Annotated in this window: 14 protein-coding genes; 5 read left to right on the top strand and 9 right to left on the bottom strand. The window is 57.3% G+C overall.

Annotation, left to right across the window (positions count from 1 at the left end; genetic code table 11):
- Window positions 1-779: 779 nt before the first annotated feature.
- The 3 genes from ACVJGD_RS42690 to ACVJGD_RS42680 form a co-directional block, all read right to left on the bottom strand.
- Complete coding sequence (locus tag ACVJGD_RS42690) at window positions 780-2,135, bottom strand: TRAP transporter large permease (protein WP_456639685.1); 1,356 nt, start codon at window positions 2,133-2,135, stop codon at window positions 780-782.
- A complete protein-coding gene (locus ACVJGD_RS42685) occupies window positions 2,132-2,737 on the bottom strand; it encodes a TRAP transporter small permease subunit (RefSeq protein ID WP_456639684.1) in 606 nt (201 codons plus the stop codon). Before ACVJGD_RS42685 ends, ACVJGD_RS42690 begins: the two co-directional genes overlap by 4 nt.
- 96 nt (window positions 2,738-2,833) lie before the next feature.
- The gene (locus tag ACVJGD_RS42680) at window positions 2,834-3,046 is read right to left on the bottom strand and encodes a hypothetical protein (RefSeq protein WP_456639683.1); all 213 of its coding nucleotides are present in this window, start codon (window positions 3,044-3,046) and stop codon (window positions 2,834-2,836) included.
- Window positions 3,047-3,205: 159 nt separating this feature from the next.
- Between ACVJGD_RS42680 and ACVJGD_RS42675 the strand changes: the two genes are divergently transcribed.
- Window positions 3,206-4,148 (top strand): IS630 family transposase gene (locus ACVJGD_RS42675; RefSeq protein ID WP_456632516.1). Its coding sequence is split into 2 segments (ribosomal slippage): window positions 3,206-3,544 and window positions 3,546-4,148, totalling 942 coding nucleotides; the frame shifts between segments, so codons are not numbered across the junction.
- On the opposite strand, the gene ACVJGD_RS42670 is transcribed toward ACVJGD_RS42675, so the two are convergent.
- From ACVJGD_RS42670 to ACVJGD_RS42660, 3 genes are all read right to left on the bottom strand, one after another.
- Complete coding sequence (locus ACVJGD_RS42670; protein ID WP_456639682.1) at window positions 4,118-5,035, bottom strand: TRAP transporter substrate-binding protein; 918 nt, start codon at window positions 5,033-5,035, stop codon at window positions 4,118-4,120. The genes ACVJGD_RS42675 and ACVJGD_RS42670 overlap by 31 nt on opposite strands.
- A gap of 349 nt (window positions 5,036-5,384) precedes the next feature.
- Window positions 5,385-6,194: a class I SAM-dependent methyltransferase gene (locus ACVJGD_RS42665; protein WP_456639681.1), complete on the bottom strand. Its 810-nt coding sequence runs from the start codon at window positions 6,192-6,194 to the stop codon at window positions 5,385-5,387.
- A 106-nt stretch (window positions 6,195-6,300) separates the two neighbouring features.
- The gene (locus tag ACVJGD_RS42660) at window positions 6,301-7,944 is read right to left on the bottom strand and encodes a LuxR C-terminal-related transcriptional regulator (RefSeq protein ID WP_456639680.1); all 1,644 of its coding nucleotides are present in this window, start codon (window positions 7,942-7,944) and stop codon (window positions 6,301-6,303) included.
- 435 nt (window positions 7,945-8,379) lie between these two features.
- On the opposite strand from ACVJGD_RS42660, the gene ACVJGD_RS42655 reads away from it, so the two are divergent.
- Together ACVJGD_RS42655 and ACVJGD_RS42650 are read left to right on the top strand one after the other, a co-directional pair.
- Window positions 8,380-8,568 (top strand): hypothetical protein, encoded by a 189-nt coding sequence (locus ACVJGD_RS42655; RefSeq protein ID WP_456639679.1) that lies wholly within the window; start codon window positions 8,380-8,382, stop codon window positions 8,566-8,568.
- 810 nt (window positions 8,569-9,378) lie between these two features.
- Window positions 9,379-9,588 carry a PRC-barrel domain containing protein gene (locus ACVJGD_RS42650; protein WP_456639678.1) on the top strand — a complete coding sequence of 70 codons (210 nt, stop codon included), beginning with the start codon at window positions 9,379-9,381 and terminating at the stop codon, window positions 9,586-9,588.
- Between the two features lie 266 nt (window positions 9,589-9,854).
- On the opposite strand, the gene ACVJGD_RS42645 is transcribed toward ACVJGD_RS42650, so the two are convergent.
- The 3 genes from ACVJGD_RS42645 to ACVJGD_RS42635 all read right to left on the bottom strand — a co-directional run bounded on the left by ACVJGD_RS42645 (window position 9,855) and on the right by ACVJGD_RS42635 (window position 13,957).
- Window positions 9,855-11,132 carry a cation:proton antiporter gene (locus tag ACVJGD_RS42645; protein ID WP_456639677.1) on the bottom strand — a complete coding sequence of 426 codons (1,278 nt, stop codon included), beginning with the start codon at window positions 11,130-11,132 and terminating at the stop codon, window positions 9,855-9,857.
- A 714-nt stretch (window positions 11,133-11,846) separates the two neighbouring features.
- Window positions 11,847-13,070: an ABC transporter substrate-binding protein gene (locus ACVJGD_RS42640; RefSeq protein ID WP_456639676.1), complete on the bottom strand. Its 1,224-nt coding sequence runs from the start codon at window positions 13,068-13,070 to the stop codon at window positions 11,847-11,849.
- A 65-nt stretch (window positions 13,071-13,135) separates the two neighbouring features.
- Window positions 13,136-13,957: a Crp/Fnr family transcriptional regulator gene (locus ACVJGD_RS42635; RefSeq protein ID WP_456639675.1), complete on the bottom strand. Its 822-nt coding sequence runs from the start codon at window positions 13,955-13,957 to the stop codon at window positions 13,136-13,138.
- 217 nt (window positions 13,958-14,174) lie between these two features.
- On the opposite strand from ACVJGD_RS42635, the gene ACVJGD_RS42630 reads away from it, so the two are divergent.
- Both ACVJGD_RS42630 and ACVJGD_RS42625 read left to right on the top strand, forming a co-directional pair.
- Window positions 14,175-16,190, top strand: coding sequence for an ATP-binding protein (locus ACVJGD_RS42630; RefSeq protein WP_456639674.1), 2,016 nt, complete (start codon window positions 14,175-14,177; stop codon window positions 16,188-16,190).
- Complete coding sequence (locus ACVJGD_RS42625) at window positions 16,187-16,849, top strand: response regulator (RefSeq protein WP_456639673.1); 663 nt, start codon at window positions 16,187-16,189, stop codon at window positions 16,847-16,849. Before ACVJGD_RS42630 ends, ACVJGD_RS42625 begins: the two co-directional genes overlap by 4 nt.
- Window positions 16,850-17,174 lie beyond the last annotated feature (325 nt).

The following is a 17,174-nucleotide window of genomic DNA, read 5'->3' as shown; positions in this document are numbered from 1 at the left end:
GAGCGCTCGAGAAAATGCCGGAACGAATGGAACTGCGCGATGAAGCCCTACGTGCGGATTTGCCAACCAGTAAGCAAAAGAGGACCCGTCTTTAACGTGCCTGCGGCACCCGCCGCAGGCCTCAGCCCCGGGGGAACAGAACTGAGGCCCGTGCGGCGTTTTGCGGTGCCAGATCTGCGCTGCGGATCCGCGCAGTTCTGGCAAAAGCCACTCTCAATCTATTCCAAGGCTCCAGCAAGCCTTCGCAGTTCTGTTCGTGTGCGACTCCGTACCAATATCAGGCAAGAGCTTGCGTTCGCGCTGGTCCCGAGAGGTCGGGCTTCTCTGGGCAAAAATGTTACCTCGGCTCAAATGTCTAACTCCGGGCCAGAGATCTTGGCCAGAGTCCGTTACACTTCAGCGGCTTGGCAAATGCCGTGATGTTTGCGCGGTGGCGTCTTATGCGGTTTTGATACCGACATTCTACCGGCTGCACCTAGCTCGGCGGATTCTCCGGAGGCTTATTCGCCTTCTCGTCGGGATCTGGGTTCGGAGTTGGCCTCGGTTGCTGCGTCGGGTCGTTCTCGCCTGGTTTTCCGGGCTTTTGCCCCCCAGTTCTCTTATCCTTCGCCATATCAAACTCCAGTTTCACTTCAATGAGCGTTCTAATCGACCAAAGCCGATCTACGTGTAAATCCACTAAAACGTCTCACGTTCAATGCCGGCGCAAGAAACAGAGGTCAGTCGACGATCGCGGATGTCACGCGGACCGATTTTCCTGATCTATGTGCCTGCAATTCTTATCGTCCTCCGTAGAGCTGGTCGGGTAACCACAACGCCAATTGCGGAAAAGCGTAGAGAAGTGCCATTGTAATGAAGACCATGAATACAAATGGAAGCGATCCGCGAAAGATCTGTGTCAATCGAACCTGTGGTGGCGCCACGCCTTTGAGATAGTAGGCTGCCATCGCCATAGGCGGCGTATTGAAGGATGTCTGGATGTTGAGGGCTACGAGGATGCCAAACACAATGGGATCGACATCGAAATGCTTGAGTAGCGGCAAGAAGATGGGCACGAAGATAATTATGATTTCGGTCCACTCGAGCGGCCAGCCCAAGAGAAAGATGATGAACTGGGAAAGCAGCAGAAACTCGACCCGGCTCATGTTCATGCCGCTAATCAAGTCCTCCACTAGCGCCTGGCCGCCCAAATAGGCAAACACCGACGCAAACGTCCATGAGCCTACGAATAAATAGGTCACCATCGCGGTCGTCCGTGCCGTCAGGTACACCGCTTCCTTGAGCCTCGGAAAGTCGAACTCTCGATAGACCGCTGCTAGCGTTAGACTGCCAAACGCACCAACTGCAGCTGCCTCCGTCGGCGTGGCAAGACCTAACAGGATCGCCCCAAGCACAGAAAGGATCAAGACTACAAGCGGGACGAACGAGGTGAGCAATGCAAAAAACATCTTCGGCAGCGTAACGACACTCTGATCGTCAGGTAATGCAGGCGTCAGCCTGGGATTGATGAGTGCACGGCCGATTACGTAGACGACGTAAAGGCCGGCAAGGATGAACCCCGGCACGAAAGCGCCGGCATACATCTTGACGACCGACTCGCCCGCTGTGGCGGCATACAGAATGAGCATGATGCTGGGCGGAATCAGGATGCCGAGACAGCCTCCCGCACACACAACACCGGCAGCTAGTTTGGTATCGTAGCCGGCCTTCAGCATGGCGGGCAACGCGAGCAGGCCCATTAAGGTCACTACTGCGCCAACAATGCCGGTCGCCGTTGCGAACAGCGCACAGGTAATCAGGGTGGCAATTGCCAGAGATCCGGGAAGACGGCGGGCAGCGAGCTGGATGCTGAAGAACAAACGATCGAGAATATTTGCCCGTTCAACAACATATCCCATAAACAGAAACAGCGGCACCGCGGTCAGCGTGTCGTTGCTGATGACGCTAAAAGTGTTCTGGACCAGCAGGTCGAATATTCTATTCTGGAAGATGTGATGAATTTGGTCCGGAGTCGCGTACGCATAATAGCCAAAGAATATGCTCATTCCGACCAGGGTAAACGCAATCGGAAATCCGAGCAGGATCGCCACGAGGAAGATGCCGATCATGATCAGGCCTATTTCGCCGCCGGTCATGATCCGGCCTCCGCAGCGCCCGTTGGTCGCCTGTGCCCGAGAGATCGTCGTTCATGCAGGATCGCGCTCTCGATCTCCTCGACGTCCTGCCTTCGCGCCGGCCACGTTCCGTCCCTGAGGCACAGAATGCAACGGAAGACCTCCGCCATGCCTTGCAGCAGCAATGTCAAGCCAGCTACTGGAATTAGCGTCTTCAGAGGAAAAATCGGAATGTCGGCAGGGCTGAACACACTCACTTCCTGGTAGCGCCAGGACTCCGCCGCATAGAAAAACCCAAATACCGTAAGCGCGAGGATGCCGGGATAAAAGAATAGTACGAACAGAGACAGATCGATTGCGGCCTGCGTGCGAGGCCGCAGCAGGCGATAGACGACATCCGCGCGCACATGCGCGTTGCGCGAAAAGGTGTAAGCGCCCGCCATGATGAATAAGGCGCCATACATGTTGTAGGATAGATCGTAGGACCAGACGGTCGGATTGTTGAGGGCGTAGCGTACGAATACCTCGTAGCAGGTTCCGAACGTTAGAATTACGATGAACCAGCCGAATGCCTTCCCAATGGCTGTACTCAGCAGATCTGTGAAGTTGATGCAGCTGCGCATACAAGCATTCTGCTTCGAAGAAAGAGGGGTAAGGCGCGCACAAACGACTCGTTTACCGCGCACCTTACAATTTTGCGTCGTCAGCCAGATTCAGCGTCAATAACCGAGTGGCTGCTCACTGCCGTAGTAATGCTCGTAGGCGAGCTTTGTGTCATGCGAATTGAGTAGCTCGTAATAGGCGACGTCCTTGGCCCACGACTTCTGGCTGTCGATCACTTTCTTGAAGAATGGATCACTGCTGTACTGTTCAACGACGTTGTCCCAGGCGGCCAGCTGTGCCTTCAGTATCGGCTCGGGTGTTCGGCGCACCTGCACATTGTCCTTGTGGATCAGCGCCTGCAGATCTTTCGGATAGTGATCGTAGGCTAGAGCGGTTTCCAGTTGATGTGAATCAGAGCGTCACAGGGGATTCCCTTGGACTTGCAAATCAGATTCGGTGTCACCTGCGGCAACATGCGGGGTCATACGATGGCGAAGGGATACTCCAATGACCTCAGGGTGCGTGCGGTTGAGCTTATCGAGTCCGGCGAAAGCGCCCGCGAGGCGGCGCGCATTCTCAACCTCGGCGCTTCGACGACGATCCGATGGATGGATCGCTGGAGGAAGACCGGAAATGTCGAGGCCAAGCCCGGCGCCGGGCACAGCCGCTCGCCGTTGGAGCAGCACAAGCAGTGGCTGACCGAGTTGATCGCCACGGAGCCGGACCTGACGCTCGAGGAGATCCGTGTGCGTCTGCGCTCCCAGAGAAGGCAAAAGGCCGGCATCGGTTCGATTTGGCGCTTCTTCGACCGTCACGGCATCACCTTCAAAAAAAACATTGCACGCCGCCGAGCAGGATCGGCCTGACGTTGCTGCCGAGCGCGCTGCGCTGAAAGCTGAGCAGCCCAAGCTGCGTACGCCGCGCCTCGTCTTTATCGATGAGACCGCGGTCACGACGAAGATGGTCCGGCACTATGGGCGTTCTCCTCGCGGTAAGCGCCTCGTCTCTGACGTACCCCACGGTCACTGGAAGGCACTGACGCTTGTTGCCGCGCTGCGCATCGACGGCCTCACGGCGCCCTATGTCATCGACGGTGCGATGGATGGGCCGTCGTTCCTGGCTTATGTCGAGCAGGTTCTGGCGCCGACCTTGCGCAAGGGCGACATCGTCTTCATGGACAACTTGCGCACTCACAAGATCGTCGGCGTCCGCGAGGCGATCGAGGCTCTCGGCGCCCGCGTGCGCTATCTGCCGGCCTACTCGCCCGACCTCAATCCAATCGAACAGGCATTCTCCCGGTTGAAGGCAGCGCTGCGCAAAGGCGCCGCCCGCACGGTCGACACCCTGCTCAAACTCATCGGCAAGCTCGTCAGGTCGTTTGCGCCGCAGATGTGCGCCAATTACTTTAGACATGCCGGATACACCAAATGATCCACATCATGTGGAAAACGCTCTAGCCACATGTTCCTCGACGACGCTGCTTCGACAGCATGCCGCAGAATGGATTGCTGCTCGTTTGCCAACGATTCGAACTTGGTCTTATTGAATTCGATCTCCAGGCACTCAGATGCCTGATGATAGCTGCTCAGCATGTATACCTTCGCGACATCGGCGGCGCCGAAGCGACGATCGGACGTCGGATTGTTGTATTCGAATGCCTCAATTACCCCTTTTTCCAGCGCTGGAACTATCTCGCCACCCGGCAATTGGGTAACCTTGAGTCCCATGCTCTGCATCACGTTCGAAGCGAGACCGACAGTCCGGTACTTGAGATTCTTCAGATCATCGGTCGTTTTTGGCTCCTGTTTAAACCAGCCAAGTGGTTGCGTCGGCATCGGCATCAGGAACCATCCGACGATGTTCAGTCCGAGCACCTTCTGCGTCAGCTCTTTGTACAACTCCTCGCCGGGTCCATTGTAGAACCACGCCAGGAATTGGTGAGCGTTCCAACCCCAGCATGGTCCGGTACCAAACAGCGATGCAGCGCGATTCTTGCCATACCAATATGCAGGCACGAGATGTCCGCCGTCGAGCACCCCCTTGTGCACAGCGTCCTGCACTTCAAACGGTTTGACCACCGCACCGGAATTGAGATACTCGATCTTCAGCCGCGTTCCCCCCATCTCGTTGACGACGTCAACGTACTGCTTGGCGTAATCGTTGAAGATATCGCCTGCCCCCCACGATCCCTGCATTTTCAGCGTGACCGTCTCGGCACGAGATACTTGGGGCATTGCCACAACCGCAGCACCCGCACCTGCGGCCGTTAGGAGCATGCGTCGCGTCGTCGTTTGTTCGCGTTTCCGGAATTCCCTCATGGCTTCCTCCTCCCTTCAAGCTGTTCATTTATGCGCTTGCGTGTGACGAGCATCTTGCCCGACACAAGCAAGTTCAAAGCGCGATGCTGGTCGGAATCGAGGCTCTTCCACGGCTAGTTATTTCCGTGGAGCAAACAATCTCATCAGCGCCTGGTTTGTACGCTGTCGGACATTCACAGCAACTTTACCGTCAACGAATTCGTTGACGTGCACTCGATGGCATCCGGAGTTCTGGGCCACGTGCCAGGTTGTGCACTTGCAAACGAGCCTTACGCTCGCAAGCAGGTTATTGCCTGCGCAACGACAGGATCGTGTATCACGAACGGCCAACCGACCGACGATGGCGATGCTAGGCCCAGCTAGAGGCGGTTGTTATCCGTACTTCGAAAGTCATGCCGCTGTTGGCTCGGAACGGTTGCCATTTGTCCGTGACCTCCCGTTCGAAGGCGGTTCGGGTCGCCTCGTCGACCCTCATCACCATGTCGACCATCGGCGTCGAATTGATGTACTGCCAGAGAAAGTCCCGCGGCTCAGGCAGGCCGAGCCGGGCCGTGGCGGCTTCCACTTCCACCTTGCCGAAGCCAGCCTCCTCAAACAGCTTGCGGATCTCGGCCTCGTCGTGGAGCGAAAAGACGGTGCGCTCAAATTCAGCCGCTTTCGGACCGATTCGACGACCGAGCGCGTCTCTCATGATGGAAAAGAGATCGGGCTCAGGTCCCGGCACACTAACAAGCGCTCGTCCGCCGGGCCTCAAAACACGATTCATTTCGGTAACGACTGCTGGCTTGTTGGGCATAAACTGTAGTCCCATTTGACATAGCACGACATCGAATGAGCGATCCGGCAGTGGCATCGATTCGGCGCTCGCCTCGTACCAATCGATTGAACTGCCGGACCGGACTTGTTTGCGGGCCGTGGCCAGCATTCCCGGATTGATGTCGAGGCCAGCAATGGTGCCGCTCGGCCCGACAGCATCGGCCGCTGCGCGGGTGACGACGCCGGTGCCGCAGGCGACATCGAGGACGCGTTCCCCCGCCTTGAGCTGAGCGACTGCAAGGAGACCTTTCGACGCCGGTCCGCCGATCGTGGGTACGAAGTAGCGCTCGTAGTTGTCCGGCACGGACGTGTCCACAGCCTGGTACAAGCTTCTCTCGTTCATCGTATCCTCCTTTCGGTTGAAGATGGTCAACCGTAGGACTGAAACGAGGGCCGTGCATCGCCCAAATTGGCCATGGGCGCGACATGCTTCACCTAACCAGTTTTGACTAGAGGAGATTGCACGCGTGAGCATACGCCACGGCTTGGGTCCGTGAACTTACGCCGAGCTTGTCGAATATGTTGCTCACGTGGCGCGCAACCGTATGCTCGCTAATATCGAGACGACCGGCGATCTGACGGTTCGACGCTCCGCCGGCGACGAGGGCCAGTACCTCGCGCTCCCTTTTCGTCAGCCCATGATCTGCCCGGCCATCCAAGCTGGTCACGCGGGCCAGTTCGGCCAGATCGGGTGTTGCACCGAGCCTGGTGAACACCGCACGAGCCGCGTCAAAGTGCATTTGGGCTAACCCGTGATCACCGGTCTCCGCGCAGACCCGACCAACAAGAACACGTACGCGGGCGGATTCATACGGCATTTCCAGCTCCTGCCAAGTCGTCCAGGCTTCTCGGAGCTGCGCCAGCGCTTCGTCGGTTTTACCCTCCGCAAGGGCAACCGCGCCGGCGGCCTGAGCCGTCGACGCTAGCAGGAACGGTACCTGGCTTGGCTTCGCCAGGAGAGCCAGTTCGTCGGCCGCTGATCGTGCACCTTCGGGATCACCTCCGGCCAACAGGATTTCGACCATCGCTCCGAGCAATCTGGGGTACGATAAGCCTGCTGGTGGTTCCTGCCTATCGCTGAGATCGCCAACGACACCACGAATTGAGGCGGCGGCATTGCCCTTGCCGGTCGCCAACATCAGCAAAGCGAGACCCGGCTGCGGCTCGCAGCCATGACGGCTTGCTTTCCGGAACATCCGGTCGGCTTCGTCGAAGTCGCCACGCAGCCGGCAGAGTTCGCCGCACTGGTAGTAGGCGCGGCCGACCACGGCCTCAGAACGGTCAGCCAGATGCCGGCATGCATTCCGCGCTTCCTCCAATGCACCGGACCAGTCGCCTTGGAGCTGCATGACTTCCGACCGATGAACGAAGCACTGGCCGCGAAAGGGTACGAGGTCGGGTTGCGACGTACACCAATCGTTGAACTGCTTCGTCCATTCGCGGGCGCGCGCAATGTCGAAGCTGCGCTGGCAGGTCAAGACAACGGCGCAGTAGATGATCCCAACCAGAATCGGAGAGACATCACCTGCCGAAACGCCGACCATTGCCTCATCCAGCAGCGCGACCCCTTCGGTGGGCCGTCGCGATCCGATCATTGCCTGGCCCTTGCCCAGTAGCGCCAGAGCCAAGAGATCGCTGTCGGCAAAACGGTTGGCCAATGCGAGGGCCCTATCGGATGCCGCGCAAGCCGTCTCGCCATCGCCTCCGAGCATGGCCATGAGGCCATCGAGGACAAGCACGTAGCCCTGCTCGACACACTCCATGGCATGATCATTGAGAAGCCGCTTGGCGCGCGACAACCAGCCGGTCCCGTGCGCCGGTTTCCCGCCGAGAAGGTGGGACAGGCTGATCCAGAAGGCCCAGCGAGCGGCCTGGTCGAGGGCCCGCCGGTCGACGCAGAGATGATGAAGTCGTGTCCAAGCGGCCACCGCCTCGCTGTCTTGACCCACCAGGTAGGACGCAGTCGCCAAACGCTCCAGGTCGTCGGCGTCGAGCGACGATATCTGCTCCGATGATAGCTCAGCGAGGCCGCCCGCGGCCTGCTGACGATCGAATGCCGTTCTAACCTGATCAATCCTGTCGGACGAAACCATAGTCCACTCTCACACAGTCCGGCGCCGCTGGAGGCACTTTTGCCCTAGCATTTCTTCAGCCACCAATGGCCTGGGCGCCACGGCGCCATCTACCCGATTGGCTTTGGTCCTCATGACAACTGCAATCGTTTCGGCAACGCGCAACCTTTACCGTCCACAGCCAACAATCTTATCGGCGAACCGGTTTGTACGCTTTCGGACCTTCACAGCAACTTTAGCATGGAATGTGTGTTGAACTGCTGGCGGACGCGATCCCGAGCAGGCGCTGATGAATTTATCGGGAGGACCGAAAATGATGAGTAGCAATTTGCGATCTGCAATCGCGACCTAAAGCCGGCTATAAATGTCGTTTGCCGGCTGCAATCGTAGGATTGATGCATCACGGTCGGGCAGCAGACCGACCACTAGGAATTCGGGTCAGGAGTGGAGGACCTGGTGATTCTGGATATCATTGCATCTGTCCTCGGCGCAGGTTTGGCGATCTCGTATGTCGGCTTTCTCGCCTGGAAGGTGGCCGCTACACCGCTGATGATTATCGTCGGGTTCTGTACGCTTCTCATGCTGTATGCCTTGTATGATGACGTCGCGGCGAAGCATCGCGCTTATCGTCGAACGCGCATCTAAACCGACGAGCGACGGATCCGGCTCATCTATAATCTTCAGTCCCGGGATATCGAACACCCGTCTTTTTAGCTTGGCCGGCCCGCCAGCAAATGAATAGAGCCCCCAGCCGGCCCTCTTCCTCCGCCCCGACAAATTCGGTACGGATGCGGACAGAGCAATGCAACCGACTGCGCAGTAGCGAAGGCTGTCGCAACTGCTTGCCGCCGGTCTCCCGCCACGATGAACGGCATTCTGGACGAACTCGCCAACAATTCGGATTGGCTGCTTGGGCCATACATTCGAAACACCTCCTTGCTTTGTCATGCACTTCAAGTTTTGGTCCGGAGAGACCTCTGCGCGAACACTTCTTTACGCGAGAGATTGTGCGTTTTCGTTCGATCTTTTCATCAAGTCATCTGCGCAGGGTCGGTCAATTACCGGAAGTACATACGGTCAGTACGCGCCCGAGGAGCAGCGCGATAACCGAAGCCACTCCCGCACATGCATGGTTAGCGTCCCTTCAAAGTTGGATCGTGATCATTGTTATTGGATGGCAAAAAGTCGGTACATTGTCGGACCAATTCATTTTGCCGGTGTGGGGTTGCCTCACCTTCGACTGGGGAGTTTGAAACGTTTGCCAAAGGGATAATGGAGGAGCCGTCCCATGTTCGATTCCGTTCGGTAGAGCGTGCCGATAAGTTCTCGTCGCGAGCCCGGCGGTGCTGATGACGCTTGCGACTCGTTTGCACGACCTCGCAAGTACAAGAACAAACAACGTCGCATCACCCCGAGTAGTACCTCCTGATAGTGCATCACGTCATGGCGAGATTGATGCCGCCTGTCAAAGACCGCGCATACACGATCTTGTTGGAGTACGAACATGCACAAACCGAGTTGATCGGGAAAACGGTTGTGCTCAGCGATGGGAAAGCAGGCACCATCGACGGGCTCTTCCTTGACGAGTTGCATGGCTTGCGCGTTTCAGTTAGCGGCCACTCTGGAAAGTGGCCTGTTTCCACGATCAAGCTTATTCAGAGTTGACCCCAGAACTTCATGGTGCAGAGTCGCGGATAGCTGAACCTGCAAGAGGCGGAAGCTCCTATCGCGATGTCCGTCCGTCCAGCTTATCTGACAAAGCTCGCACGAGTTGGCCTTATCTCGCAATCGCAATTCCCGATCGGTTGAGCCATCCTGATGTTCGCCATCACGAGGCTGCAAGCAGCGTATGGCATAACGAGGTCGTCTGTAGTGGGGACCATGTTCCTATGGCGTCCCAAAACTACATGCACGACCAATCGGCAATTTTCCTACCCCTCGGTTGGAGGCTCATTCACTCCGGTCCGAATGGTTCGTCTGGCAACCGTGCCGAGCGTTGTCCCCTGCACGACGACGCTGAAAAGTACCACCGCGTATGTTGCGGCCAAGATCGGAGGCCTAGCAGGGCTGTCTGGTAACGATAATGCAAGCGCCACGGATATGCCGCCCCTGACGCCTGCCCATGTCATGAATGGAACATTGTGGACCGACATCAAGTCGGTCCACACAAAAAAGACCGGCGGCAGCCCGACCGCAAACAGCCTGCCGGCGAGAACAATCGGAATTGCAGCCGCGGCTCCTACCAGCGCCCAGGGTTCGAAGCGCAACACGAACACTTCGAGACCAATCAGCAGAAAAAGCACGGAATTGAGGATCTCGTCGATCAACGTCCATAAACCGAACACGTACCGCTGAGTCTGCTCGCTCATGGCATAGCGCGGACCACGCTCGCCAATCAGCAATCCCGCCGCGACTACGGCGAGTGGGCCGCTCACATGGCTACGGAGCGCCAACGCATAGGTTCCTGTCACCAGAGCCAGCGAAATCAGCACCTCAATTGCATAGTCATCGATCGCCCGCATTCCCTGGTAGGCAATGTAGCCCGTAATCAAACCAAGTAGTATGCCCCCGCCCGTTTCCAGCAGCAGAAGCTCGGCAATCCCGGTTGGCGTAGTGCCTTGGCCTCCGCCCAAAGCAAAACGTAGCAGCACAGTAAAGAGAACCACGCCAATCCCGTCGTTGAACAGGGATTCACCTTGCATCTCGACCTCTAGACCGGCCGGCACCCTGATGTTCCTTAGTGTGCTAAGAACCGCAACCGGGTCGGTAGGACTGATCAGAGCTCCGAACACCAGCGCCCACGATAAGCTCACGGAAAGCCCAATCGCTCGCGCGGCGACATAAAAGGCGCTGCCCACGACGACCGCCGAGATTACTGTGCCGAACAAGGCCAGTACTATGACCGGAAGAGCTCGGCTGCGCAGCTTGTCGAGATCGACGTGTAGTGCGCCGGCGAACAGCAGGAAGCCGAGCATTCCGTTCATCACGACCGCCGTGAAATCGATCTGCAACAATGCCGCCGACAACGGTTCGAAAAGATGCTGACCTGGTACAGCGACGTCGACAATCACCAAAACAATCGATACGGCGACACTCATGACCAGCAAGCCGATCGTGTGCGGCAGAGGACTGAACTTATGATTGAGCCATCCAAACAGCGCGGAGAGCGTCAGAAGAATGGCGCCTAGGTCCAAGAGCGAAAACGTCAACTGACACCTCCTTTCGCCACGCGTGCGCGGACGCACAAAATGCTCATGGCCCCAAGGACAACGTTATCTCCTCAAGGCAAGGTTCTGGCTCACGATCCACCGTCTCAATAGCGCCGGCCGAATTATCGACTGATTGTTCCGGTGCCCTCCTGCCGCTCAACTGCTGAATTGGCGGTCTGCAACCATCGTTCTTGGCGCACTGCCGGACCAATCTCGTCGTTCTGTCGGACAAGATCCATCCGGCCGGAGAATACGTGAAATTGTGATCAACGGACAATTGTGCTCAGAAAGGCGCCCAGCATGTCCAGTATCAATGGGAGTGGCGTTCTGCATTTCTCCTCGGCAGCCACGGCACACGTCCATGAGAGATTGGCGGTTGAAGGCCGCCTGGTAACGCGACCGATATGTCCCGAGTGCAGCGTGTGAACAGCCAAAGCAGAGCTATCATCAGCGTCACTGACGACAACTGTTCGATCCCTATCACGTTGCAGGAGATGTATTTTCTATTGCGATCACCGGCCGCGCCCGATAGCCCACGATCGTACCGGCACGATCGTATCGGCAATGCGCAACGATTGCGCTGCGGGAATTGACCGCGACACGTTTTGCGCCAACCTACTTGAGAATGAGGCACCGGCCGGACAGACGCCACACGCGAGTTAGTTCTAGTAGCACGCCACGATGCCTGGTTACGTCAGTCAACCGGCGACGCTACTACGAGCTTCTCTCGTCACCCCTGATAGGCCCGAATAGCTCCCAAGACGTGCCGTTGAACCGCATCAGTTGCAACTGCTGAATTGGCGAAAAGTCCGAAGCACTAGTGTTGATCTTGATTCCGGGCAGTAGCAATCCGGGATCGAAATCCTTCAGGTTGGCGGCCTGCCTCATGACGTTCTCACGCGTCAATTCGTCGCCGCACATCTTGAGGACGTGAACAAGCGTTCGCGCAACAGAATAGCCGACAGCAACGCCTGCGTCGGATTTGTCGGCGTCCGGCATATATTTGTCAAGAAATGCGGCCCATTGCTTTGAATCTGGTTCGCTTCTCCACTTGGCATCTGTTTCATCCTTCATGTACGCGGCCGAGATGATCCCTTTGGCGTTCTCTAATCCAGCAGGTTCCAGAACCGCGCCGACAGACGCGCTCACATTGTTGAGAATGAAAAGTGGATCCCAACCGAGCTGACGCACCTTTCGGATTGTCTGCGCGGCAAACTTCGGCGTCGCGACGGTGAAGAGAACGTCGGCTCCGCTGGCCTGCAGATTGACGATATGAGATGAGATCGTCGGCTCCGATACGTCATAGCTGTCTTTGGCGACGATCATACTCGCCTTGTCGCCTAACCCCTCAACCAAACCTTTCAGGTAATCCTTGCCATAATCGTCATTCTGATACAGCACGGCGATTTTCGCGTTTGGCTTCTGGTCAAGGATATAGTGCGCGTAGATCCTTGCTTCTGTCTGGTAGTTCGGCTGCCAACCCATCGTCCACGGAAATTCCTTTGGATCCGCCCATTTGGTCGCGCCGGTCGCTACGAACAGCTGCGGCACCTTTTTCTGGTTCATGTAATGGTGGATGGCGCTGTTGGTCGGCGTCCCAAGCGAATTGAAGATCAACAATACACCATCGCTCTCGACCAGTTTCCTTGCTTGTTCGACCGTTTTTGGTGGACTGTATGAATCGTCGTATGAAATGAAATTGATTTTGCGGCCGTTGATGCCCCCCTCTTCGTTGATCATTCGGAAATACGCAGCTTCAGTGCGACCGATGACGCTATAGGCTGAGGCTGGCCCACTGTAGGGCATTATATTGCCGATCTTGATTTCAGTGTCGGATGCGCCTGTGTCATACTTTTTTTGCGCGGTAGCGACGCTTATGGATGAGACCAGCGTCATTGCGGCAATGAGAGCGATGGCGCTTTGCGTAATGGCTTTCATGTTGTTCTCCTTGTATACGCTTCCAAGTGCTAGAGTTGCCGACTGGCAAGGAACATTTCTGTCATCTACGAATGAGAAATCCGAATCGCCGGAGGCCAATTGAGCGAACGATCGTGAGCGGATCGAATCACATGGTAGCAATCACAGGATGCCCGTTCGAGGCGCCCCTCGTCGACAATAACGGTCTTTCCGCGGGTTCGCCGGATCATACCCGCTTGCTCCATCTCCCCAATGGCCGTCGTGATCCCAGCGCGGCGTACTGCCAGTGCCTGCGCCATCGCGCGATGCGTAAGAGCAATCTCACTGGACCCTAATCTATCCTTCGTTACCAGCAGCCACCTCGCGAGACGCTGGTTTAGGTTATGCCGCGAATTGCACGCAACGAGCTGTGAGCTGTGTATCAACGTTGCTTGCACGTATCCCAAAAGAAGCTTCTGAATTTCGACGTTGGTTTTGACAAGGTGCACGATATCGTCGGCTGGCAAGCGCAATGCTTGTCCCGCGACCTGCACTGTGCAGCGATGCGGAGAAACCCGCATTCCAAGAATGAGGGGTAGACCTACAAAATCTTTTTGGCCCAATGTATGAATCTCAACCGGCGGGCAATCGCCCGCTCGGGCGGTGAGGGAAGCGGCGCCAGCCTCGATGAAATAGGCAAACCGCAATTCAACCCCCCGCTCCTGCAGCATTTGCCGCGGAAGCAAGCGGACTGTTTCGCAACGGCTAAGCAGTTGGCTGCGTGATTGCGGCGAGAGGCGTCTGACGAGATCGTTGGCGTTTGAGCAACCCGGCTCGCCGGTCCACGGGTGGTGAGGTGCTCTCAGTGGCGCACCAATCCCCTCTTGATTCCTCGTTCTTGCTTCTACCGTGTGATCGAGCCTCAACATAATTATCTCCTGGAAAGCGGTATTGGTTTTGCCTCAAGGTTGGGGCCAGGTGGCCGCTATCGGCAGTCGGGCTAAGAGTCAGGACCCGTCAGGAAAAACCTGACCCTCGCCCTCGGCAGGCCGGGTTCGCCGCATGCTACGATTGAAGAAGCCAATGCATTCAAGGAGGAGTACGTCTGGTCGCAAGATGAGTGGGTCCGAAGTATCCGTGGCAAGCATGGCAAAGAGTGCAGCACGACGTCCCCTGATCCTGCTGGTGATGGCTGCGGCAATCCCCCTTGTCTTGTTCGCAGGATGGGTCGTGTTCTTGAACGCTCGGCAGGAACGTAATGATTCCCGGATTGCGGCGTTCGAAACGCTGGATCGGGTCGTGACCCGTCTCTCATCAGAGCTGAGTTTGCAGGTCCAGATCGCTGAAACTCTCGCAGCCTCGGCAACACTGGACAAGCCGGACCTGAGCTCGTTCTATCTCGAGGCTCTGCGCGTCAAAGAAGCACGACCCCTGTGGGAGACAATCGAACTTGTCGATCCCGAAGGCAATCAGGTCCTCAATTTGCTTCGCCCGATTGGCGCTGACCTCGGTGCGACAGCTGATCGCGAGAACTTCGAGAGAATACTGAGGACGCGCAAGGCGGCCATAGGTGGAATAGGCCCGCTCGGACCGATCTCGGGTAAGCGCCTGGTTGCTCTCCGGGCGCCGGTCGAACGCAACGACGAACTCAAATTCGTTCTCACGATTGCACTCGTTCCCGACGCAGTGAGCCAAATATTGAAGGGCGCTGGCGCCCCTCCCGGTTGGATCGGCGTTGTCGTTGACGCAAAGGGCAACATCGTCGCGCGAACTGTAGGAGAACCATTCGAGCTGGGGCGTCCGGCGAGCCGGTCTGTGCGCGAAGCAATCGCTCGCGGGCCCGAGGGAGCTTACATCGGAACGACTCTCGAAGGACATCAAGTTGATTCGATCTACAAGGAGCTTCCCGGTACGAGCGGATGGTCCGTACATCTCGGTATTCCTACCGATCAACTCGATGCACCGGTTCGGCGTTCGGCCGTATTCCTTGCCGGTGGCGGTGCGGTCAGCCTGGCATTGGCACTGGCGCTGGTGTGGTTTACGGCCCGGGACATATCGCAGCGCCGCAAAGAACAAGAGGCGCAGGCCGCTCTCGCGCTCAAGGCAAGCGAAGAACGGCGGAGACTTACGATCGATGCAGCCGATCTCGGCGTATTCAGCTGGAATTTCAGGACCGGCGAGGTGGTCGCCTCCGCGCGAGCGTTGGAAATGCTTCGTTTGCAAGCGACTTCTGGTGCGGGCGAAACGAGCTTGTCTTTCAATCGGTTGCTGGCCAGCATCGATCCGGCCGATCGCGCGGCCTTCGAGACGTCCTTCCTTCTGTGTCGTGACGGCAAAGCTGTTGTGGCCGATTTCCGGACTGCTCCGCCGGACGGTCGCTGGTTGCGAGCAAGCGGTCGCATATCGCGTCTTAACCACTCAGCTTCCGACTCGGTTTTCTCTGTCCTCCTGGACATCGACGAGAGCAAGCGGGCGGAACTGGAACGCCAACAATTGCTGAGGCGCCTTGGACAAGCTGAGGAGAATGAACGCAGGCGAATTGCGCGCGAGTTGCATGATCAAATCGGGCAAACGGTGACTGGCCTGCTGCTCGGCCTCAAGAATCTTGAGCAGTCGCTTGGGGACATGCCGGCCCGCTCAGCGCGCATTGAAAAGCTGCACTGGCTCCAAAGTCTCGCAAGTGCGATCGGCCGCGATATTCATCAGATCGCCGCCGATCTCCGGCCCGCCGCACTGGACGACCTGGGGCTTTACAGGGCGCTCGAAGCGTACTGCTCCGAATGGAGCCGGCGCTTCGGAGTGAACGTCGATCTACAGGTTCTGGGAAGTATCGAGAGACCGGCCCCTGATGCAGAGATCGCCGTATATCGCGCCATTCAGGAAGCGCTCAACAATGTTGTAAAGCATGCCAGCGCCCGAAACGTCAGCATTGTGCTGGATCGTCGGAACCACGAGCTCCGGATCATAGTTGAAGATGACGGCTGTGGCTTTGACACGCAGGAGCTGGGGCGTCTTGAACTTAGGAATTCAAAGCTCGGCCTGTCTGTTATAGAAGAACGGTTGGCGCTGTTGGGAGGATCGCTCACCATCGAGTCTCTGCCGACGCACGGTACGACGCTTTTCATGATGGTGCCGCTGGGTGGAAGGGAATCCGACCCGTGAACTCTATCCGCATTACCCTGACTGATGATCATCCGCTGGTGCTGGCCGGCATGAAGGCGCTGCTCGAACCGGTCGAGGACATCATGATTGTGGGCGAAGCGACTGACGGGCAAGCTGCAATAGAGATCATCAGTCAGGCGAAGCCCGATATCGCTGTCCTGGACATCTCGCTACCGGGTCTCGGCGGGATCGAACTCACCCGAAGAATCTCGGCTGATTTCCCGAATGTTCGGCTATTGGCCCTGACGGTGCATGAGGACCGTGCCTACGTACAGCCGATGATGCAGGCCGGAGCGCGCGGCTACCTTCTGAAGCGCTCGGCTGCGGACGAACTGGTGCGCGCGATCCGCGCGGTCGCCGGTGGTGGGCTTTACCTTGATCCTGCTATTGCCGAGAAAGCTCTCCCCTCCGGCTCCGGGGAACATCTTTCACCGGGTAGAGCTGCTCAGCTCGAACTGACGCCCCGCGAGACCGACGTCCTGCGTTCCATCGCCCAGGGGTTTAGTAACAAGGAAATCGCCGCGCGCCTCGATGTCAGTATCAAGACGGTCGAAACGCACAAATCCCGGGCTGTAGAAAAACTCGGACTGTTTACGCGGGCCGACATCGTACGCTACGGTGTGTCACAGGGCTGGCTTGAGCATTTGCCGAAGAATTGACCTCGGCCATGGGACGATCAAGGACGTCGGCGTGGCCGCTCCTCTTTTTTGAGAATCGAAGCCAGCCGTTGGTTAGTTCGGGAATGAGTTTAGCAGCGCGGCCACTCCAAAACCTAAGCAGATCAGAACTATCCGCGAGTAGAACAGCTGCGCAGGATTGATTCGCCAACGGGTGGAAGCGTCACAATAGGTCTGTCCGGCGATATAGATGAGCGCCATGATGATGACTAGAATTGCCAGTGCGATGGTAGAAATCATAGTACTCGATCTATACCTCTCCTAGTTTAATCGTATTCTCGCACTCTTAATGGTCTTCTCAATGCGT

It is taken from the genome of Bradyrhizobium sp. USDA 10063 (assembly GCF_054063735.1).
This window is presented reverse-complemented; position numbering and strand designations above follow the sequence as displayed.